Origin of the sequence: Streptomyces sp. NPDC048196 (genome assembly GCF_040652715.1) — a bacterium.
Lineage (GTDB): Bacteria > Actinomycetota > Actinomycetes > Streptomycetales > Streptomycetaceae > Streptomyces > Streptomyces siderophoricus.
The window spans coordinates 53,411-72,890 of the sequence record NZ_JBEZMM010000034.1; the positions used below are offsets into that span (position 1 = coordinate 53,411).

The window sequence follows — 19,480 nt, forward strand, 5'->3', positions numbered from 1 at the left end:
GCATCGGCCACGGGGACACAGAACCGTCATATCCGCCCGATTTGCCGGAAGTAAGGCCTGAAGTCGAGGCCGCCGCGGGCGCTTCCGTCCGCCACGGGCGGCCTCAGATACGGCCGACCACCTTGCGCGGCGTGATCCGGACCACCACCCGCTGGGCGTCCTTGCCCGCCTCCGGATTGAACTCGGCATAGCGCTTGCCGGTGTACTTCAGCGACAGCTCGTCGATCAGCTCCGGCCCGCCCTCGGTCGTCAGCGAGGCCGTACCGCGGATCTCGGCGTAGGTGTACGGAGCGTCGAAGGGCTGGACGACCACCGAGACGCGCGGGTCCCGGCGGACGTTGGCCTCCTTGCGGCGGCCGACGGTCGTCGAGATCAGCAGGTCGTCACCGTCCCGCTTCACCCACACCGGCGAGACCTGGGGGCTGCCGTCGGGCTGGATCGTCGCCACGGTCACGAAGACCGGGGTGTCGAGGAGCTTCTTGAGGTCGTCGGACAGGGTGGCAGTCACGAGGGGTCCTTCCTGCGGGCCGTTCCGAGGGACACGAACACTCCGATCCTCCCTCAACACCCCTGCGCCGCCCGGCATTCCCGCCGGTCGCCGCCGGTCCGACCGACCGCTGTTGGGCCGATCGGACCCGCGCCTTCCGGATCACACCATGGCCGGATTACGCCGTCGTACGGAAGACGATGGCCGTGGCAACCGCCGCCAGGCCCTCGGCCCGGCCGGTCAGCCCCAGCCCGTCCGAGGTGGTCCCGGAGACCGAGACCGGCGCGCCGACGGCCGCCGAGAGCGCCTTCTGGGCCTCGTCGCGCCGCTTGCCGACCTTCGGGCGGACGCCGATCACCTGCACCGCCACGTTGCCGATGGTGAAGCCCTCGGCGCGGACGATGCGGGCGGCCTCGGCCAGCAGGGCCACCCCGGAGGCGCCGGACCACTCGGGACGGCTCGTCCCGAAGTGCGCCCCCAGGTCGCCGACGCCGGCCGCCGAGAACAGCGCGTCGCAGGCGGCGTGCGCGGCCACGTCGCCGTCGCTGTGGCCGGCCAGCCCGTAGCCGTCGCTCTCCGCGGCGTCCCACAGGAGCCCGGCGCACCACAGCTCACGGCCCTGCTCGAAGGCGTGCACGTCGGTGCCGATACCCACGAGCGGGACGAGCGGGCCGGCGGGGATCTGCTCAGACGTAGCCATCGGTGGCCCTCCTCCGGGCGAGTACGGCCTCGGCCAGGACCAGGTCCAGCGGCCGGGTCACCTTGAACGCCTCTTCGTGACCGGGGACGACCACGACGGGTACGCCGAGCCGCTCCGCCAGTCCGGCGTCATCGGTGGCGCCCTCGCCCTCCACCACGGTGTCGTGCGCCTTGCGCAGGGTTTCCCGGTCGAAGCCCTGCGGGGTCTGCACGGCGCGCAGCAGGGACCGCTCGGGGGTGCCGACGACCGGCTCGGGGGTGCCCTGGGGCTGCGGCTCGACCTGCTTGACGGTGTCGGCGAGCGGCAGGGCGGGGACGACGGCGGGCGCTCCGGCGCGGACCGCCGCGATCACCGCGTCGACCGTGTCGACCGGGACCAGCGGGCGGGCCGCGTCGTGCACCAGCACCACGTCGATCGCCTCGGGCAGGGCGGCCAGGCCGAGGCGTACGGATTCCTGGCGGGTCCGGCCGCCGGGGACCACGACGAGCTCGGTGCGGTCGGCGAGCGGGTACTCGTGCAGCAGGCGGTCGACCTCGGGGGCGCCGTCGGAGGGGGCGACCACGACGATGTGGGAGACGGCCCGGGAGGCGGCCATCGCGCGGACGGCGTGCACCAGCATGGGGGTGCCGCCCAGCGTGCGCAGCGCCTTGGGGGTGCCGGGACCGAGCCGGACACCCCGGCCGGCGGCCGGGATCACCACGGCGGTGCGGATCGGGCGGGTGGGATCTGACATCGATGGCTCCGGAGTCCGGGGCGAGCCCGGAATTGGGGCAGACAGGTTTGTTTCCTCGGACGGGGTGGGTATGGCCTGGGAGAACCCCGGCCCGTAAGAGCTGGGGGAGTGCCGGGTGCGACGCCTTGACCGGACCCTTCCGTGACATCGGTCGGGGCAGCTGCCCGGGCCCGGCACACCTGGGTGGGCCCGGCGTCCCGTCGGCCCCGCCTTTCACGGTCCGGCCCCGTTTCACCGCCGGTCCGTCACAGCGCGATATTCACAGCCGGATCACAGCCAGCCGTATTCACAGCCAGATATGCCGCAGCGCCCGGCAACAGACCCTCCACAGGGGACGGTCGTCACTCGGGCACCGCGGCATTGCACTACGTCGCTCGTCGCTGCGTCGGCGGGGCGCCGGACAGCGTCGTCAGGACGCGAGGACCTCGTCGAGCAGGGCCTCGGCCTTGTCTTCGTTGGTGTTCTCGGCGAGGGCGAGCTCGCTCACCAGGATCTGGCGGGCCTTGGCGAGCATTCGCTTCTCACCTGCGGAGAGTCCACGCTCCCGCTCGCGCCGCCACAGGTCACGCACGACCTCGGCGACCTTGATCACGTCGCCGGAAGCGAGCTTCTCAAGATTTGCCTTGTAGCGACGGGACCAGTTCGTGGGCTCTTCGGCATACGGTGCGCGCAGCACCTCGAAGACCCGGTCCAGCCCGTCCTGACCAACCACGTCGCGTACGCCGACGAACTCCGCATTGTCCGCTGGCACACGAACAGTCAAGTCGCCCTGGGCGACCTTCAGCACCAAGTAGGTCTTGTCCACGCCTTTGATCTGGCGAGTTTCGATGGCCTCGATCAGCGCGGCCCCGTGATGGGGATAGACCACGGTGTCGCCAACCTTGAACGTCATGTGACAGGTACCCCTTCCGTGGCTATCCATGCTAACACGGGAACGGACCGTTCTGAATGGCGTTTTCGCAGGTCAGGGCATATCTCGGGGCTTGACAACAGCGGCCGGGACGTGCTGCGAGGGGGTCCGGGAGGCGGGTATTCGCAGGTCGGAGGGGCTTCTCGGGTGAGCGGAAACGTGCCCGTCACACACCCGGAAGCCCCTGATCGACAGGTCGAAAGTCCCGTTTTGCACGGATCCGCATGAGCGAGTTCCGCTACTCCGTTCGGCTGCTCAGGGGCCTCTCCCGACCGTTTCCCGAATTGATCACCGCCCGGCGGCCGAACAGTGTGATCAATTCCGCGGGGCCTTCACATTCCCTTCGAATACTCCTTTTCGGCCGGGGAAAGTGGCGCGGATTCGGCGGGCCGGCACCCGAACGGCCGCCGGGATATTCCGACGCGTTGTCGGTGTCCCTTCATCGCGGTTGTGGCAGGTGTTCCGCGCCTGCGCGGGTGTTCCGCGCGGGCGGCCGCGGTTTCCCGTCCCTTCGCCGGCCGGGGGCCCGAACCACGGCCGGCTTTCCCCGGGCCGCACGCGGGCCGGGGGCCCGTGATCCCGCTGGGGGCGGGTCGGGTGCGGCGGCGCGGGGACGGCTCGGTAACCTAGCGGCGCTGACACACCCTTAGGGCGGCTTTACGTGCCCGTCGTCATGACGCGTACGCAGGCCCGCCCCAGCCGTCCATCCGCGACCGGGCACGAACGTTCGGCCGCCGTAGCTCGTCAAGGAGATGCCGCCGCCGTGAGCCGCAGCCTTCGACGCGGCGTCCTCGCCGCCACCGTCCTTTCGCTCTCGATCGCCTCGCTGTCCGCCTGCGCGGCCGGGAACGACGCCCAGACGCTGCAGGTCAAGCCGGACAACGCCGCGACCTCCGCGGGCGACATCAAGATCCAGAACGCCTCCGTGGTCACCCAGCCCGACCTGAACGCCAAGGGCCCGGCCGTGGTCACCGCGACGGTCTTCAACAACGGCGCGAAGGACCAGAAGCTGACCGCCATCTCCGTCAACGGCACCGGCCAGTCGGCCAAGCTGACGCCGGCCGGCGGCTCCGCGGGCGCGATCACCGTGCCCGCCGGCGGTTCCGTCGTGATCGGCGGCCAGGGCAACGCCTCGGCCGTGCTCGCCAGCGGCCGCGAGGCCGTCCAGGACGGCAACCTCCAGCCGCTGACGTTCAGCTTCAGCTCCGCCGGCAAGGTGAAGCTCGGCGCGTACGTCGTCCCGGCGAAGGACTACTTCCAGGGCTACGGCCCGGCCGTGGTGCCGCAGCCGTCCGGCTCGGCCTCGCCGTCCGAGTCGGCCTCGCCGTCGGAGTCCGGCAAGCCCAAGGCCGGTGCGAGCTCCATCTCCCCCAAGCCGTCGGCCTCGGTGCACGGCGCGCACTGAGCCGCGGCCCTGCACCGGGCCCGGACAACGCGTCAGGGGCGCCCATCCCCCCGGATGGGCGCCCCTGACGCGTACTCCGGCACACCGCCGCGCGCACCTGCGTGCGGCGGTCGCCGGCGCCCCCGAGATGGTGTCTCTACGGCTCGAACTTGTAGCCCAGCCCGCGGACCGTGACGAGGTAGCGCGGCGCGCCCGGGTCGGGCTCGATCTTGGCCCGCAGGCGCTTGACGTGCACGTCGAGGGTCTTGGTGTCGCCCACGTAGTCGGCGCCCCAGACCCGGTCGATCAGCTGCATGCGGGTCAGCACCCGGCCCGCGTTGCGCAGCAGCATCTCCAGGAGGTCGAACTCCTTCAGGGGGAGGTCGACCTTGCCGCCGGAGACCGTGACGACGTGACGGTCCACGTCCATCCGGACCGGGCCGGCCTCCAGGGCCTGCGGGGTGACCTCCTCCGGCTCGCCGCGGCGGCGCAGCACGGCGCGGATGCGGGCGACCAGTTCGCGGGAGGAGAAGGGCTTGGTGACGTAGTCGTCGGCTCCTATCTCCAGGCCGACGACCTTGTCGATCTCGCTGTCCTTGGCGGTCACCATGATGACCGGGACGTTGGAGCGGCCGCGCAGCTGGCGGCAGACCTCGGTGCCGGGCAGGCCCGGCAGCATCAGGTCCAGCAGGACGAGGTCGGCGCCGTTGCGCTCGAACTCGTCGAGTCCGTCAGGGCCCGTAGCCGCGATGGCTACCTCGAAGCCCTCCTTGCGGAGCATGTACGACAGTGCATCGCTGAACGATTCCTCGTCCTCGACGACGAGCACTCGGGTCACGGAAGGACCTCCGGGGCTGGGTGGGCAGGGAGCGGATCGTTGAAGGTCTCGTACGGGCGGTCCTCGTCGTCGAGGCCCTCCGCGGAGAGGTCGTCGGGCCGTTCGCGGTCGCGTACGGCCCCGGCTTCCGGGAGACGCAGGGTGAAGGTGGAGCCCTGTCCCTCAGCGCTCCACACCGTGACCTCCCCGCCGTGCGAGGCGGCCACGTGCTTGACGATGGCGAGGCCGAGACCGGTCCCGCCGGTGGCGCGGGAGCGCGCCGGGTCCACGCGGTAGAACCGCTCGAAGATGCGGTCCCGGTCCCTCTCGGATATCCCGATGCCCTGGTCGGTCACGGCGATCTCGATCAGGTCGCCACCGGGCGCGGAGATCCGCCGGCCGGCGATCCCGACGCGGGTACGGGCCGGGGAGTAGTTGACGGCGTTCTCGACGAGGTTGCCCAGGGCCGCGGCGAGCTGGCCTCGGTTGCCCCAGACGCTCAGGTCGGCGGTTCCTCCGGAGGCCATGGTGATCTGCTTGGCGCCGGCCTGCTGGCGGCAGCGGTCGATCGCCTCGGCGACCAGCTCGTCGACGCGGACCGGCTCGGCGTCCTCCAGGGGGTCGTCGTTCTGGACCCGGGAGAGGTCGATCAGCTCCTGGACGAGGTTGGTCAGGCGGGTGGCCTCGTTCTGCATCCGGCCGGCGAAGCGGGTGACCGCCTCGGGGTCGTCGCTGGCGTCCATCACGGCCTCGGAGAGCAGCGACAGCGCGCCGACCGGCGTCTTGAGCTCATGGCTGACGTTGGCGACGAAGTCCCGGCGGACCGCCTCTATGCGGCGGGCCTCGGTGAGGTCCTCGACCAGCAGCAGGACGAGCCGGGAGCCGAGCGGGGCGACCCGGGCGGAGACCGCGAGCGCCTCGCCGCGGCCGGTGCCCCGGCGCGGGAGGTCCAGCTCGACCTGGCGTATCTCACCATCCCTGCGGGTGTCCCGGGCCATCTGCATCATCGGCTCGACGGCGAGCTTGCCGCCGCGGACCAGACCGAGCGCGTACGCCGCGGAGCTGGCCTTGACGACCGCGTCGGCCTCGTCGAGGACCACGGCGGAGGAGCGGAGCACCGACAGGACGGTGTCGACGCCGGGCGGCAGCACCGCGTCCGTGTGGAGCGAGGAGCGGGTGGGCTTGGCCTGGTCGCGCTCGCTCCAGCGGAACGCCAGCATGGCGAAGACACCGGTGCACAACCCGGCGATCGCTGCCACTGCGGCGACGGCCGCATCCACGTTCATGACTCCAGAGTATGTGCCGGGTCCGACACTCCCCCAGCCTCGCGAGCCGCTGCTCGGGCAGCCGTCGCCCAGAGTTCACCGTGGCGTCCGCGCGGGTTCACTCCGGGCGCCGGCGCCGGGCGGACAGCCGTCCCGGAGGCGGTGGCCGGTCGCCCAGAGTTCACCTTGACGTCGGTGCCGGTTCACCCCCGGTGGCACCGCAGGTCGCGATCCGGCCGCAGGGTGGAGGTGCGGTCCGGGTGACGGGCCGGTGCCGCCCGGGGAGTGGACCCGCGCGGACACGGACCGTGAGAGCGTGGACACCGGACCACCGCCGGGACCCACCGCCGCACTCCCCCACCCCACGCGACACACGACACCCGACACTCGACGCGAGAGAAGGACACAGATGCGGGACGCGTACCACGAGGAGCTGGATTCGATCGGCGAGGGCCTGGTCGAAATGGCCCGGCTCGTCGGCTCCGCGATCGGGCGCGCCACCACGGCGATACTCGACGCGGACCTGAAGCTGGCCGAGCATGTCATCGCCGGCGACGAGAAGGTCGACGACCTCCAGCGCGACCTGGAGGCCCGGGCGATCGCCCTGCTGGCGCGGCAGCAGCCGGTCGCCACCGACCTGCGGATCGTCGTCACCTCGCTGCGGATGAGCGCCGACCTGGAGCGCTCCGGCGACCTGGCCCAGCACGTGGCCAAGCTGGCCCGGCTGCGCTTCCCGCAGACGGCCGTGCCGCGCGATCTGCACGCCACCATCCTGGAGATGGGGCAGCTGGCGCAGCGCCTGATGGCGAAGGCGGCCGAGGTCATCATCACCAAGGACGTGGACCTGGCGCTCCAGCTGGAGCAGGACGACGACGCGATGGACCTGCTGCACCGCGCGCTCTTCCAGCACCTGATGGACGACCGCTGGAAGCACGGCATCGAGACGGCCGTGGACGTGACCCTGCTCGGCCGCTACTACGAGCGCTTCGCGGACCACGCGGTGTCCGTCGCCAAGCGGGTGGTCTACCTCGTCACCGGTGAGCACGCCGACGAGATCGCCCCGGCGACGCCGGTCGAGGGCGCGTAGGTCCTGACGCCGACCGGGGGCGTGAACTGCCGGGCCGGCCGGGGCGCGTGGACCTGCCGGGCCGGCCGGGGGCGCACAGTCCCGTGGCCGGCCCGGTACGTCTGCCTGTGCGCCACCGTGCGCCGTTGCGGTGTGCCTCCACGCGCCGTTGACGCGCCTCGGCACCCGGGCATGCAATGGCGTCAGGTGACCCCTAGGAGGCAATGCATGGCACTCATGGCGGACTCTCCGAACCCCGCGTTCCCGCACACCCCGACGGCCGGCGACCGTCCGCAGCTCCCGCTGCGCGCCGGGTGCAGCTGCGGTTCCGGCTGTAGCTGCGGCTGCCAGTCGGGCGGCCCCTGCCAGTGCGGCGGCGGCTGCTAGCGGCCCGTCACGACAGCCCTTCTGTCACAACAGCCCTCGTCACAACAGCCCTCGTCACGACAGCACGGCGCCACCCGGGCCCCGGCCGGCAGCGATACCGGCCGGGGCCCGTTTGTGCAGGTCACACGCTGAGCGTCAGCTGGTGGACCTCGTCCGCCTTGTGTCCGGCGCGCTCGTGGATGCGCTGGACGGCCTCCGCCGAGGGCGCCTCCGACAGACAGAACACCTCACCGGAGTCGGTGTCGGCCCAGGCGTGCTCGAACGTCACGCCCTCCTCGCCCTGGATGTCGAGGTCCGCCTGGTGCGCCTCTCTGAGCTGATCGGCCGTGAGGCCCTTCATATTGCGATGGATGTCCATGAACTTGGGCATCGCTCTCATCCTTCCCGTCGCGGATGAATACCGCCCGCCCCTCCCCCGGCCCCCTTCTTTCCCTTCCCTCCCTTCCATGCTGCCCCCGCACGCCCGGCACGGCCCCCGGGACGCCGCCCGCGCCTCGTCCCAACGGCTCGCCGCCGGTTGCGCCGCTGCCCTCAGCCCGGCGAGATGGGACACATGGAGTCGAGTCAGCCCACGCCGGAATCCCGTCGCGTACCGCCCGCCGAACGGTCCCACTGGGTCGCGTTCGCCGGCATCCTGCTGATGCTGAGCGGGCTGTTCGACCTCATCACCGGCTTCGTCGCCCTGCTCGACCGCGGCTACTACTCCACGACCGCCAACCACGGCAACCGCCTGCTGATCTTCAACTTCGCCGCCTGGGGCTGGGTGTGGATCGTCATCGGCGTCGCCCAGGTCCTGGCGAGCCTGGGCGTCTTCCTCGGGGCGCGGGCCGCGCGGATCACCGGCATCGTGCTGGCCTCCGCCTGCCTCGTCGGCCAGCTGATCTTCCTGTCGGCGTTCCCGTACTGGTCGAGCTTCGTGATGATCATGTCCCTGCTGGTCATCTACGGCCTGGTCACCGTCCCCCGACACCTGCCCGGGGAGCGCGTCTGACGTCACCCCGTAAGCAGGCACCCCGTACGCAAACAAGCCCCCCACCCGCGGGAAACCGCAGGTGGGGGGCTTGATCGTGCGGGCTTACTTCTTCTTGCCCTGGTTCTTCACGGCCTCGATGGCGGCCTTGGCGGCCTCCGGGTCGAGGTAGGTGCCGCCGGGGGTGACCGGGCGGAAGTCGGCGTCCAGCTCGTAGGAGAGGGGGATGCCGGTGGGGATGTTCAGGCCGGCGATGTCCGCGTCGGAGATGCCGTCGAGGTGCTTGACCAGGGCGCGCAGGCTGTTGCCGTGGGCGGCGACCAGGACCGTCCTGCCGGTGAGCAGGTCCGGGACGATGCCGTCGAACCAGTACGGCAGCATGCGGACGACGACGTCCTTGAGGCACTCGGTCTGCGGGCGCAGCTCCGGCGGGAGCGTGGCGTAGCGGGGGTCGTCGAACTGCGAGAACTCCGCGTCGTTGGCGAGCGCCGGCGGCGGGGTGTCGTACGAGCGGCGCCAGAGCATGAACTGCTCCTCGCCGAACTCGGCCAGGGTCTGCGCCTTGTCCTTGCCCTGCAGCGCGCCGTAGTGGCGCTCGTTCAGGCGCCAGGAACGGTGCACGGGAATCCAGTGGCGGTCGGCGGCCTCCAGGGCCAGCTGCGCGGTGCGGATGGCGCGCTTCTGGAGGGACGTGTGCACGACGTCGGGGAGCAGGCCGGCCTCCTTGAGCAGCTCTCCGCCGCGGACCGCCTCCTTCTCGCCCTTCTCGTTGAGGTTGACGTCCACCCAGCCGGTGAACAGGTTCTTCGCGTTCCACTCACTCTCGCCGTGGCGGAGCAGGATCAGCTTGTACGGTGCGTCGGCCATGCCGTCGAGCGTAATCGAAAACCGGATACCGCCTTGCCCAGGTCCAGGACCTGGTCTTCCGCGTGACGTTTGACGCTTTTCGTCAAATGACTGGTGGCCGGGGCCGGGTGGTATGTAGGTTGCGCATGCGGCTGGCGCCACTTACACCTCACCACTGCACATCCGGCGCGTCCGGCGGTGAGCCGGTCGCCGACCGCCACGCAGCCACCACGCGACACATCACACGGCACGCACCGCTCGGGGGAGTCCACTGTCATGCCCACGCCCACTACGCCCCACGCGTCCCGCCCGGGCCGGTGGTCCGCCCGCCGGCGGGCCGCCGTCGACAGCGTCTCCGGGCTGCCGCGGCAGTTCTGGTGGCTCTGGACCAGCACCCTGATCAACCGGCTCGGCGCGTTCGTCGCGACGTTCCTGGCCCTCTACCTCACCGTCGAGCGCGGCTACTCCGCCTCGTACGCGGGCCTGGTCGGCGCGCTCTACGGGCTCGGCGGGGTGATTTCCTCGGTGGGCGCGGGAGTGCTGACCGACCGGCTCGGGCGGCGGCCCACGATGCTGATCGCGCAGCTGTCGACGTCGGTGTCCGTGGCGGTGCTCGGCTTCATGGAGGATCCGGTCGCCATCGCGGTGGTGGCCGGCGTCGTCGGTATGGCGACCAACGCCTCCCGCCCCGCCGTCCAGGCGATGATGGCCGACATCGTCGCCCCCGAGGACCGGGTGCGCGCCTTCTCCCTCAACTACTGGGCGATCAACCTCGGTTTCGCCGTCTCCTCCACCGCCGCCGGCCTCATCGCGCAGCACGGCTATCTGGCCCTCTTCCTGGGCGAGTCGGCGCTCGTGCTGACCTGCGCGGTGGTGGTCTTCGTCAAGCTCCCGGAGTCCCGGCCCCCGGCCGACACCCCGGCCGGCCCGCAGGACCCCGCCGGCCGGGGCGCGTCCGCCGCACCGGTCTCCATGCTGACCGTGCTGCGCGACGGCCGCTTCATGACCGTCGTCGGTCTCAACCTCCTGCTGGCGCTGCTCTTCCAGCAGGCCTACGTCTCCATGCCGGTCTCGATGGGCCGGGACGGCTTCTCCAGCGCGGACTTCGGCGCCGTCATCGCGGTCAACGGCATCCTGATCGTCCTCCTCCAGATCCCGGTGACCCGCTTCATCGAGCACCGCAGCCCCGCGACGCTCCTCATCGGCTCGGCACTGCTCGCCGGCTACGGCTTCGGACTGACCGCGCTGGCCGGCTCGGTCGCCATGTACGCCCTCGCGGTCGCCGTCTGGACCCTCGGCGAGATCATCAACTCCCCCACCCAGATGGGCCTGGTGGTACGCCTCTCGCCCGTACACGGCCGCGGCCGCTACCAGGGCATGTACGCACTGTCCTGGTCCATCGCCTCCCTCACCGCCCCCCTGATCGGCGGCACGGTCATCGACCACTACGGCGCGGACACCCTCTGGACCGGCTGCGCGGTGATCGGCACGGTGGCGGCCCTGGGCTACGGCCTGCTGCTGCGGAGCCTCCCGGCCACCCGGACGGCCACGACCAGCACGTCCGCTTCCGGTTCCCCCGCTCCTGCTTCCGCTTCTGCTCCTGCTCCTGCTTCCGTTTCTGGCTCGGCCCGCACATCGGCGGCCGCTCCGGCGACCGAGGAGCCGCTCGCGTAACGGCGGGCAGGGCGCCGGAAACCCGTCGCTCCTCCCGCCCTCCGGGGCTAGTCTCGCGGCCATGTCGCACGCCGAAACCACGGCCCGGTCCAAGACGTCGTACGTCTGCCTCCCCTGCCGGGCCTCCTACAAGCAGCCGTACCTGGGCGACCACGAGCGCCGTTGCCCGCGCTGCGCACGGCCGTTGATCCACGTCGGTTCCGCGTTCGCAGCGCCGAAGCGCCGGGACACCGCGGGCTGGCGGGTGCTCTCGGTGCTGCTGAACGCCGGCGTCCGATTCCACAAGAGCTGTTGTGGCGGCCCCGGTTACCGACCCCGCACGCTCGCCGAAGTGCGCGAGCGCATGGCGTACGCCAAAGCCACCGGCGAGCCGTTCGCCCGCGCTCTGGTGCGTTACCAGGTGCCGTGACCCGACGCCGGGCGGCGAGGCGCGCCGGGCCTGTGGCCATGCGGTGTTCGTGGTAGCCCCACCCTCAAGAGACGTGGCCGCACGGTCGAGCCGGGCGGGGCGTTTCGGGACGCTGGTGAGGTGTACGGGCGGGCCGGCGAGCGGTCCGGGCGTACGGATGATCCGGCGGAACGGGCGGGGAGTTGGGCATGGGTGCGGGTGCGGAGCGACGGGTGGCGCGGTGGGGCGCCGCGGTCGGGGTGCTGGTGATGGGTGGGGCACTGGTGGCGGGAGGGGCGGCCGCGACGGCGGGGACGACAGCGGGGAAGTCGTCCACCACGGCGGGGACGGCTACGGGGGAGTCGTCCCCGCCGGCGGTGGCGCGTTCCGGCGGCGCCGGCGCACCTCGTGCGGCGGCGGCCATGACCCTTCCCGCGCCCACCGGTCGTCATCAGGTCGGCACGGTGGTCCTGCATCTGATGGACCGTCAGCGGCGCGATCCGTGGGGTGGCGGGACGCCCGGGCACCGGTACCGGGAATTGATGGTCAGCGTTCGGTATCCGGCAGGGGCGGGGGCAGGGCGGTATCCGCGTGCCGCGCAGCTGACGCCGCGTGAGGCGGCCGCGTTCGACCGGATGAACAGCTTCTCGGAGCACGTACCGCCGGGGAAGGTCGCCTGGCATGCCACCCGGACCGCCGCGCACACGGGGGCGCCGGTGGCGGCGCGGCGGCCCGGGCAGCGGCTGCCGGTGGTGCTCTACTCCCCCGGCGCCGGCGATCCGCGCGGGTTCGGCAGCACGCTCTGCGACGAACTGGCCTCCCGGGGATATGTGGTGGTCACCGTCGACCACACCTACGAGGCGCCGGCCGTGGAGTTCCCGGGCGGGCGGCTGGCCCGCAGCGTGATGCCGGCGGAGGTGGTCAAGGCGCAGAAGGCCGGGCGGATGACGGAGCTGCTGCGGAAGGTCAGCGCGGTGCGGGTGGCCGACACCCGGTTCGTGCTCGACGAGTTGGGCCGGCACGGGGACGCCTCCCCGTTGCCGCGCGGGCTGCGCGGGGCGCTGGACCTGGGCGCCGTCGGGATGTTCGGGCAGTCGGCCGGCGGGTTCACCGCTGCGCAGACGATGCACGACGACCGGCGGATCCGGGCCGCGGCGAACCTGGACGGGGTGATGGGCTACACCCAGCGGGACGACGACCCGTCGAACCCGTCGACGGTCGGCCGGGACGGCGTCGACCGGCCGTTGCTGCTGATGGGCATGGACGGCGACACCCACCACACGGTGGCCTCCTGGGGCGCGGTCTGGGAACACAGCCGGGGCCGGGACGGCGCCTGGCTGCGGGACCTGACGCTGCGCGGCAGCCGGCATGCGACGTACACGGACGCGGAGACGCTGATCCCGCAGGTCGCCCGGCAGGTGGGGCTGTCCCGGGCCGAGGTGACGAAGATGATCGGGTCGGTGCGGCCGGCCCGGGCGGTCGCGGCCCAGCGGGCGTACGTCTCGACGTTCTTCGACCGGTGGCTGCGCGGACGGGGCGACGGCGGTCTGCTGGACCGGCCGTCGGCGCGCTACCCGGAGGTGCGGTTCGTACCGTGAGCGCACCTCAGCCGCCCGGCCGGTCCGCAGGGACCGGCCGGGCAGCTCCTCATCCCCGTCCGTTCACTCCGGCGACGACGCGTAATGCACGGTCTTCGCCGTCAGCAGGAACAGGTCCGGGCGCCGGTCGACGCCCGCCGGGTCGGCGGGGTCGAGGAGCCGGTCCAGGGTCGCGACGTCCTCGGCGTCCAGCTGGTCGGCGAGGGTGTCCCGGCAGCGCTCCAGGGACCGCCGTACGAACTGCCGGGTGCCGTCCGCCAGCGGGGCCGGCCGGTCCACGAGGAAGGTCCGGCTCCGGGCGCCGGTGAGTCCCGCGGCCCGCAGCATGCCGGGCCAGTCCTCGACCACCGCCACCGAGCCGGGCAGTTCGTCGCGCATCCGGCCGAAGCGGGCCGCGGTCGCGCCGTCGAGGCGTTCCTGCAGGCCGGGTCGGCCGAAGCCCAGGTCGCGCGGCAGCCAGCGGGGCGGCAGACCGCCCTCGACGATGGCGAGGACACCGCCGGGGGTGAGCAGTCGGGCCAGCCGGTTCAGGGCGTCCTGCTGGTCGCCGACGTGGTGCACGACCTGACCGGACCACACCAGGTCCGCCGGCCACAGGTCGGCGAGGCCGGCCGGGAATTCGGCGACCTTGGTCCGCAGCGGTACGCCGAGCCGCTCGGCCCGCTCCCGGGCGCGGACCAGCAGCTCCGGCGTGCCGTCCACCGCGGTGACCTCGGCCTGCGGGAACAACGCCGCCAGCCGGCAGGCGGCGACCCCCGGGCCGCTGCCGATGTCCAGGACGCGGCGCGGGCTCAGCTGCTTCAGCTCCTCGAACGCCTGGCGCACGTAGGGGCTGTGGATCTCGCCCTCCAGCTCCAGCAGATCGGCCATCGCGGCCCAGTCGAAGTCGTCGCCGTGGCCGAGGTTGTGGCCGTGGTGGTGCCCGTGGTTGTCGCCACTCATCGCTTCCGTCCTCCGGTTGGTGTGGGGTCAGCCGTCCACGGCCCAGACGATGCGACCCCGCCCCACAGAAGGGCAACCTTTGTTGCCATTCCCGCAAGCCGACCGGGTTTCAGTGGTCGCACACGGGCAGCAAGGCGACCAGCGCACGGCGCGCAGCCACCACGGCGCGGCAGCCGAGTACGTGGGTGGCGCCGCAGAGCGGCAACGGCGAGCGAGCCCCGCGGCGGGACAGCCGGCTACCTGGGCTACTCGCCCCTGCGCGTGAGATGCGCGAACGCTTCCAGGTTCCGCGTCGACTCCCCCCGCGAGACCCGCCACGCGTACTCCTTGCGGATGGCGGTGGCGAAGCCCATTTCGAGGAGGGTGTTGAAGCTGCCGTCGGCGTTCTCCAGGACGGTGCCGAGGATGCGGTCCAGCTCGTCCGGCGTGACCGCGACGAGCGGCAGCTTGCCGACGAGGTAGATGTCACCGAGCTTGTCGATCGCGTAACTCACGCCGTAGAGGCGGGTGTTGCGCTCCAGGAGCCACCGGTGCACGGCCTCGTGGTTCTCGTCGGGGCGGCGGACGACGAAGGCGTTGATGGAGAGGGAGTGCCGGCCGACGATGAGCGAACAGGTCGTCGACAGCTTGCGGGTCCCGGGGAGCTTGACGACGTAGGCGCCGTCGGACGGGGACTCCCACTCCAGGCCGGCGTCGGCCAGCGCCGTCTCGATCACCCGTCGGGCATCCGCGACGGGGCCTACGTCCGCGACGGGGCGAACCTCGTCCACCGGTCGTACCTCGCCCACCGGTCGTGCATCGTCCACCGGTGGTGCGTCGTCAGCCTGGGGCAGGTCGTCAGCCATGGGCCGATCGTAGGTGACGCCGCCGCTCCTGCATCGCCGCGGTGTAGACGTCACCGGTGGCCGCGGCGGCGGTGTCCCAGCCGAAGGACTGGGCGTGCCGGGCGGCGTCGGCGCCCATGCGGGTGGCGAGGTCCGGGGCCCGGAGGAAGCGGTGCAGGGCGCGGGCGTAGTCGGCGGGGTCGTGGCCGGCGACGAGGAAGCCGCTGACGCCGTCGCGGACCGCCACCGGCAGACCGCCGACCGCGGCGGCGATGACCGGGGTGCCGCAGGCCTGGGCCTCGATGGCGACCAGCCCGAAGGATTCGCTGTACGAGGGCATGACCAGCACGGAGGCGGCGCGGTACCAGTCGGCGAGCTGTTCCTGCCCGACCGGCGGGCGGAACCGCACGAGGTCGGCGATGCCGAGCCGGGCGGCGAGCTTCTGCAGCCCCTCGGGCTTGGCCAGGCCGCTGCCGCTGGGGCCGCCGACGACCGGTACGACGAGCCGGGAGCGCAGCGAGGGGTCCTCGGCCAGCAGGGCGGCGGTCGCGCGCAGCAGGATGTCGGGGGCCTTGAGGGGCTGTATGCGGCCGGCGAAGAGCGGGATGACCGCGTCCTGGGGAAGGCCGAGGCGGGCGCGGGCGGCGGCCCGGCTCTCGGCGATGCCGTCGCTGGTCGGCCGGAAGCGGTCGAGGTTGACGCCGGGGTGGACGACCGCGACCCGGCCGCGGTCGGCGTCGTAATGCCGGATCAGCTCGTCGGCCTCCTCGGCGGTGTTGGCTATCAGGCGGTCGGCGGCCCGGACGACCTGGGTCTCGCCGATGACCCGGGCGGCCGGCTCGGGGGTGTCGCCGAGGGCCAGGGCGGCGTTCTTGACCTTGGCCATGGTGTGCATGGCGTGCACCAGCGGGACGCCCCAGCGCTCGGCGGCCAGCCAGCCGACGTGGCCGGAGAGCCAGTAGTGGGAGTGGACCAGGTCGTAGTAGCCGGGGCGGTGGCCGGCCCAGGCCTGCATCACGCCGTGGGTGAAGGCGCACAGCTGGGCGGGCAGGTCCTCCTTGGCCAGGCCCTCGTAGGGGCCGGCGTCGACATGGCGGACGAGGACGCCGGGGGCGAGGTCGACGGCGGGCGGCAGGGTGCCGGTGGTGGCGCGGGTGAAGATCTCCACCTCGATGTTGATCGAGGCGAGCTTCTTGGCGAGCTCGACGATGTAGACGTTCATGCCGCCGGCGTCGCCGGTGCCGGGCTGGTGCAGCGGGGAGGTGTGGACGCTGAGCATCGCCACCCGGCGCGGACGGCGCGCGCCACCGGGCAGACGCAGCCGCGACGGTCCCGGGAACGGCCCATGGGGACGGCTGCGGAGCCGGGACACATAGGGGCTCACGTCGAGCTACCTCCTAGCCGGGGCGTGGCGGCACGCCACCGACCTGCTGCAACAACTCATCCGGGCGATGCATTTCCGTCCGGCGTCCCATCGTCGCACTTTGCCAAAGTGTGACCGTTCGGTGCACGTGACCGATCGCACGTGACCGCGGGGCAAGGAGGTCCCCGGCGCCCCATACTCTCGAAGCCATGCCCCGCCGCCCCGCCCCCGCTCACCCCGCGCCGAACCGGCCCGTCGGCAGCGCGACCCGCGGGACCACCAACCCCAACCGGCTGCGCCGGATGGACCGCTGGATAGCCGCGGAACACGGCGCCGTGCTGCGCCGCTCGGCCGACCCGGTCGCGGTCGACCTCGGCTACGGCGCCGCGCCCTGGACCGCGGTCGAGCTGCTGGGCCGGCTGCGCACGGTGCGCCCCGACGCCCGGGTCGTCGGCATAGAGATCGACCCGGCGCGGGTGGCGGCCGCCCGCCCGTACGAGAAGCCGGGGCTGGACTTCCTGCACGGCGGCTTCGAGGTGCCGCTGCCCGGCGACCGGGGTCGGGCGCCGGTCCTGATACGGGCCGCGAACGTGCTGCGGCAGTACGACGAGGACGAGGTGGCCGCCGTCTGGCGGCGGCTGTGCGCGCGGCTGGCCCCCGGCGGGCTGCTGGTCGAGGGCACCTGCGACGAGATAGGGCGCCGCCACGTATGGGTGGCGCTGGGCCCCGAAGGGCCCCGCACGGTCACCTTCGCGGCCCGGCTCGGCACCCTGGAAGCCCCCTCCGACCTGGCCGAACGCCTCCCCAAGGCGCTGATACACCGCAATGTGCCGGGCGAGCCGGTACATGCCTTCCTGCGCGACTTCGACCGGGCCTGGGCGGCCGCCGCCCCGCTGGGCGCCCTCGGTGCGCGGCAGCGGTGGCGGGCCGCGGTGACGTCCCTCGCGGCGGACTGGCCACTGGCCGGTGACCCGCGGCGGCGGCGCCAGGGCGAGGTCACCGTGCGCTGGGAGGCGCTGGCGCCGCGCGGCTAGCACCCGCGCGCCTCAGGCGCGGACCGCGGTCACACCGCCAGCGGCGTGGCCTGTGGCCCGCGGGCCGCGGCGGGCCGGGCCGCCAGCTCGCGCAGCCGCCGCTCGGTCGTCGAGCCGCGCGGGGCCGTGTACGTGACCAGCGCCTGGTCCGGGTCGGTGGTCAGCCGGAAGCTCTCGAAGGTGATCTCCAGCTCGCCGACGTCCGGGTGCCGCAGGCGCTTGGTGCCGCGCAGGCACTCGTGCACCGACTGGGCCTCCCAGAGGCGGCGGAAGTCCGCGCTGCGCGCCAGCAGTTCATTGACCACCTCGCAGATCCGCGGGTCGTCCGGGTGCCGGCCGCTGTCGGCGCGCAGATTGCCGACCACCTCGACGGCCTTGGCCTCCCAGTCGGGGTGCAGTGCGCGGGCCGCCGGGTCGAGGAAGACCAGCAGTGCGGTGTTCCGCCGCTCCGGGGCGAGCGCGTCCAGGTCGAAGGCGATCCGGCCGCCGAGCGCATTCCACGCCAGGATGTCCAGGCCGCGGCCCAGGACCATGGCCGGGACGGTGCTCGCCATGGCATCCAGCAGCTGCCGGATCTCCGGCCGCACGGTCTGCCCGGGGACCGTCCGGGGCACGCAGTCCGCCTCGCTCCGGCGCCGGGGCACGGCGATGTTGCGCAGGTACGTCACCTCGCCGCCGGACAGCCGCAGCGCCCGCGCGATGGCGTCCAGGACGGAGTCGGAGATGGCGGGCGCCCGGCCCTGCTCGATGCGGGTGTAGTAGTCGACGCTGATGCCGGCGAGCTGGGCGACCTCCTCGCGCCGCAGCCCGCGCACCCGGCGGCGGCCGATCCCGCTCGGCAGGCCCAGGTCGGCCGGGTCCAGCGCGGCGCGGCGCGCCTTGAGGAACGAGCTGATCTCGATTTCCGCATGCAGCATCCGTCCAGTATGCGCGCGGCGGCGCGTGGGTGGTTCCGCCGGACCCAGGCTGCGACGGGCCTGGTCCGCCCCGGCCGGCCCCAGCAGTCTGAGGCGCACGCAGTCGTAAGAACGAACCAAGAACGGGCAGGGAGCAGCTCATGCAGCGCAGGATCCTCGGCGGCACCGGCATCTCGGTCAGTGAGTACGCACTGGGCGCGATGATGCTCGGCGCCTTCGGCAACACCGACCACGCCGACTGCGTCCGCCTCGTGCACCGCGCGCTGGACGCCGGCATCAACTTCGTGGGCACCGCGGACATCTACTCCGCGGGCGAGTCCGAGGAGATCGTCGGCAAGGCCCTCAAGAGCCGCCGCGACGACGTCGTACTGGCCAGCAAGTTCTTCAACCCGATGGGCCCGGACGCCAACCACAGCGGGGCGTCCCGGCGTTGGATCGTGCGCGCCGTGGAGGACAGCCTGCGCCGGCTGGACACCGACCACCTCGACCTCTACCAGGTCCACCGCCCCGACCCCACGACCGACATCGACGAGACCCTGTCCGCGCTCTCGGACCTGGTCCGCTCCGGCAAGGTGCGGGCCATCGGCACCTCGACGTTCCCCGCCGAGCAGATCGTCGAGGCCCGGTGGACCGCCGAGCGCCGCGGCCACGTCCGGTTCCGTACCGAGCAGCCGCCGTATTCGATGCTGGCGCGCGGGGTGGAGAACGCGGTGCTGCCGACCGCGCAGCGCTACGGCATCGGCGTGCTGACCTGGGGCCCGCTCAGCGCCGGCTGGCTCTCCGGCCGCGACCTGTCGGCCAGTTCCCGGGCCGCCCTGGAGACCCAGAAGTTCGACCTCTCACTCCCGGAGAACGCCCGTAAGGCCGAGGCGGTCCGCGCCCTGTCCGAGGTCGCGTCCGACGCCGGCCTCACCCTCCCCCACTTGGCCACCGCCTTCGTCCGCGCGCACCCGGCGGTGACCTCGGTCATCATCGGCCCGCGCACCCTCGACCAGCTGGACAGCCTGCTGGACGGCGCCGACATCACCCTCGACGCGGACGTCCTGGACCGGATCGACGCCATAGTGCCCCCGGGCACCGACCTCAACCGCGCGGACAACTACTACCTGCCCCCGGCGGTCTCGGATCCGGCACTGCGGCGGCGCTGAACGGGACGCCTACGGCCGCACGACCGC

General features: G+C 72.6%; 20 protein-coding genes. 8 read left to right on the forward strand and 12 right to left on the reverse strand.

Features of this window, described 5'->3' with window-relative positions; all coding sequences use genetic code 11:
- Window positions 1-103 precede the first annotated feature (103 nt).
- The 4 genes from AB0E02_RS27570 to AB0E02_RS27585 form a co-directional block, all read right to left on the reverse strand.
- The gene (locus AB0E02_RS27570; RefSeq protein WP_362143666.1) at window positions 104-508 is read right to left on the reverse strand and encodes a PPOX class F420-dependent oxidoreductase; all 405 of its coding nucleotides are present in this window, start codon (window positions 506-508) and stop codon (window positions 104-106) included.
- Window positions 509-665: 157 nt separating this feature from the next.
- Window positions 666-1,187: a 2-C-methyl-D-erythritol 2,4-cyclodiphosphate synthase gene (ispF, locus tag AB0E02_RS27575; RefSeq protein WP_362143668.1), complete on the reverse strand. Its 522-nt coding sequence runs from the start codon at window positions 1,185-1,187 to the stop codon at window positions 666-668.
- Entirely contained in the window at window positions 1,174-1,920 is a 747-nt protein-coding gene (gene ispD, locus AB0E02_RS27580) for a 2-C-methyl-D-erythritol 4-phosphate cytidylyltransferase (protein ID WP_362143670.1), read from the reverse strand. The genes ispF and ispD overlap by 14 nt, the downstream gene beginning before the upstream one ends.
- 409 nt (window positions 1,921-2,329) lie before the next feature.
- Window positions 2,330-2,812 (reverse strand): CarD family transcriptional regulator, encoded by a 483-nt coding sequence (locus tag AB0E02_RS27585; RefSeq protein ID WP_003953493.1) that lies wholly within the window; start codon window positions 2,810-2,812, stop codon window positions 2,330-2,332.
- Window positions 2,813-3,593: 781 nt separating this feature from the next.
- Between AB0E02_RS27585 and AB0E02_RS27590 the strand changes: the two genes are divergently transcribed.
- Window positions 3,594-4,235 carry a DUF461 domain-containing protein gene (locus AB0E02_RS27590; RefSeq protein ID WP_362143672.1) on the forward strand — a complete coding sequence of 214 codons (642 nt, stop codon included), beginning with the start codon at window positions 3,594-3,596 and terminating at the stop codon, window positions 4,233-4,235.
- Between the two features lie 136 nt (window positions 4,236-4,371).
- Here the strand turns inward: AB0E02_RS27590 and AB0E02_RS27595 are convergent, their stop codons facing one another.
- On the reverse strand, window positions 4,372-5,052 hold the full coding sequence (locus AB0E02_RS27595; RefSeq protein ID WP_006603892.1) for a response regulator transcription factor: 681 nt from the start codon (window positions 5,050-5,052) through the stop codon (window positions 4,372-4,374).
- Complete coding sequence (locus tag AB0E02_RS27600) at window positions 5,049-6,317, reverse strand: ATP-binding protein (protein WP_030414363.1); 1,269 nt, start codon at window positions 6,315-6,317, stop codon at window positions 5,049-5,051. Before AB0E02_RS27600 ends, AB0E02_RS27595 begins: the two co-directional genes overlap by 4 nt.
- A 388-nt stretch (window positions 6,318-6,705) precedes the next feature.
- Between AB0E02_RS27600 and phoU the strand changes: the two genes are divergently transcribed.
- Window positions 6,706-7,383: a phosphate signaling complex protein PhoU gene (gene phoU / locus AB0E02_RS27605; RefSeq protein ID WP_362143676.1), complete on the forward strand. Its 678-nt coding sequence runs from the start codon at window positions 6,706-6,708 to the stop codon at window positions 7,381-7,383.
- A 487-nt stretch (window positions 7,384-7,870) separates the two neighbouring features.
- Here phoU and AB0E02_RS27610 read toward each other — a convergent pair whose 3' ends face one another.
- Window positions 7,871-8,119, reverse strand: coding sequence for an SCO4226 family nickel-binding protein (locus AB0E02_RS27610; RefSeq protein WP_265361556.1), 249 nt, complete (start codon window positions 8,117-8,119; stop codon window positions 7,871-7,873).
- A gap of 183 nt (window positions 8,120-8,302) precedes the next feature.
- Here AB0E02_RS27610 and AB0E02_RS27615 point away from each other — a divergent pair, with 183 nt between their 5' ends.
- Window positions 8,303-8,740, forward strand: coding sequence for a hypothetical protein (locus tag AB0E02_RS27615; protein ID WP_362143680.1), 438 nt, complete (start codon window positions 8,303-8,305; stop codon window positions 8,738-8,740).
- 84 nt (window positions 8,741-8,824) lie between these two features.
- Here the strand turns inward: AB0E02_RS27615 and AB0E02_RS27620 are convergent, their stop codons facing one another.
- Window positions 8,825-9,586 (reverse strand): phosphoglyceromutase, encoded by a 762-nt coding sequence (locus AB0E02_RS27620; RefSeq protein ID WP_030414357.1) that lies wholly within the window; start codon window positions 9,584-9,586, stop codon window positions 8,825-8,827.
- A gap of 255 nt (window positions 9,587-9,841) precedes the next feature.
- Between AB0E02_RS27620 and AB0E02_RS27625 the strand changes: the two genes are divergently transcribed.
- The 3 genes from AB0E02_RS27625 (at window position 9,842) to AB0E02_RS27635 (ending at window position 13,225) form a co-directional block, all read left to right on the forward strand.
- Window positions 9,842-11,239: an MFS transporter gene (locus AB0E02_RS27625; RefSeq protein WP_362143685.1), complete on the forward strand. Its 1,398-nt coding sequence runs from the start codon at window positions 9,842-9,844 to the stop codon at window positions 11,237-11,239.
- 61 nt (window positions 11,240-11,300) lie between these two features.
- Complete coding sequence (locus AB0E02_RS27630) at window positions 11,301-11,648, forward strand: deoxyxylulose-5-phosphate synthase (RefSeq protein WP_362143688.1); 348 nt, start codon at window positions 11,301-11,303, stop codon at window positions 11,646-11,648.
- 188 nt (window positions 11,649-11,836) lie between these two features.
- Window positions 11,837-13,225 (forward strand): hydrolase, encoded by a 1,389-nt coding sequence (locus AB0E02_RS27635; RefSeq protein WP_362143690.1) that lies wholly within the window; start codon window positions 11,837-11,839, stop codon window positions 13,223-13,225.
- Window positions 13,226-13,288: 63 nt separating this feature from the next.
- Here the strand turns inward: AB0E02_RS27635 and AB0E02_RS27640 are convergent, their stop codons facing one another.
- The 3 genes from AB0E02_RS27640 to mshA all read right to left on the reverse strand — a co-directional run bounded on the left by AB0E02_RS27640 (window position 13,289) and on the right by mshA (window position 16,363).
- On the reverse strand, window positions 13,289-14,167 hold the full coding sequence (locus AB0E02_RS27640) for a methyltransferase (RefSeq protein ID WP_362143693.1): 879 nt from the start codon (window positions 14,165-14,167) through the stop codon (window positions 13,289-13,291).
- Between the two features lie 245 nt (window positions 14,168-14,412).
- Window positions 14,413-15,012: a YbjN domain-containing protein gene (locus AB0E02_RS27645; RefSeq protein WP_362143696.1), complete on the reverse strand. Its 600-nt coding sequence runs from the start codon at window positions 15,010-15,012 to the stop codon at window positions 14,413-14,415.
- Window positions 15,005-16,363 (reverse strand): D-inositol-3-phosphate glycosyltransferase, encoded by a 1,359-nt coding sequence (mshA, locus tag AB0E02_RS27650; protein WP_362143740.1) that lies wholly within the window; start codon window positions 16,361-16,363, stop codon window positions 15,005-15,007. The genes AB0E02_RS27645 and mshA overlap by 8 nt, the downstream gene beginning before the upstream one ends.
- Window positions 16,364-16,563: 200 nt before the next feature.
- Here mshA and AB0E02_RS27655 point away from each other — a divergent pair, with 200 nt between their 5' ends.
- Window positions 16,564-17,388 carry a class I SAM-dependent methyltransferase gene (locus AB0E02_RS27655; RefSeq protein ID WP_362143698.1) on the forward strand — a complete coding sequence of 275 codons (825 nt, stop codon included), beginning with the start codon at window positions 16,564-16,566 and terminating at the stop codon, window positions 17,386-17,388.
- Window positions 17,389-17,417: 29 nt separating this feature from the next.
- Here the strand turns inward: AB0E02_RS27655 and AB0E02_RS27660 are convergent, their stop codons facing one another.
- The gene (locus AB0E02_RS27660) at window positions 17,418-18,305 is read right to left on the reverse strand and encodes a helix-turn-helix transcriptional regulator (protein WP_362143701.1); all 888 of its coding nucleotides are present in this window, start codon (window positions 18,303-18,305) and stop codon (window positions 17,418-17,420) included.
- A gap of 140 nt (window positions 18,306-18,445) precedes the next feature.
- On the opposite strand from AB0E02_RS27660, the gene AB0E02_RS27665 reads away from it, so the two are divergent.
- On the forward strand, window positions 18,446-19,453 hold the full coding sequence (locus AB0E02_RS27665) for an aldo/keto reductase (protein WP_362143704.1): 1,008 nt from the start codon (window positions 18,446-18,448) through the stop codon (window positions 19,451-19,453).
- Window positions 19,454-19,480 lie beyond the last annotated feature (27 nt).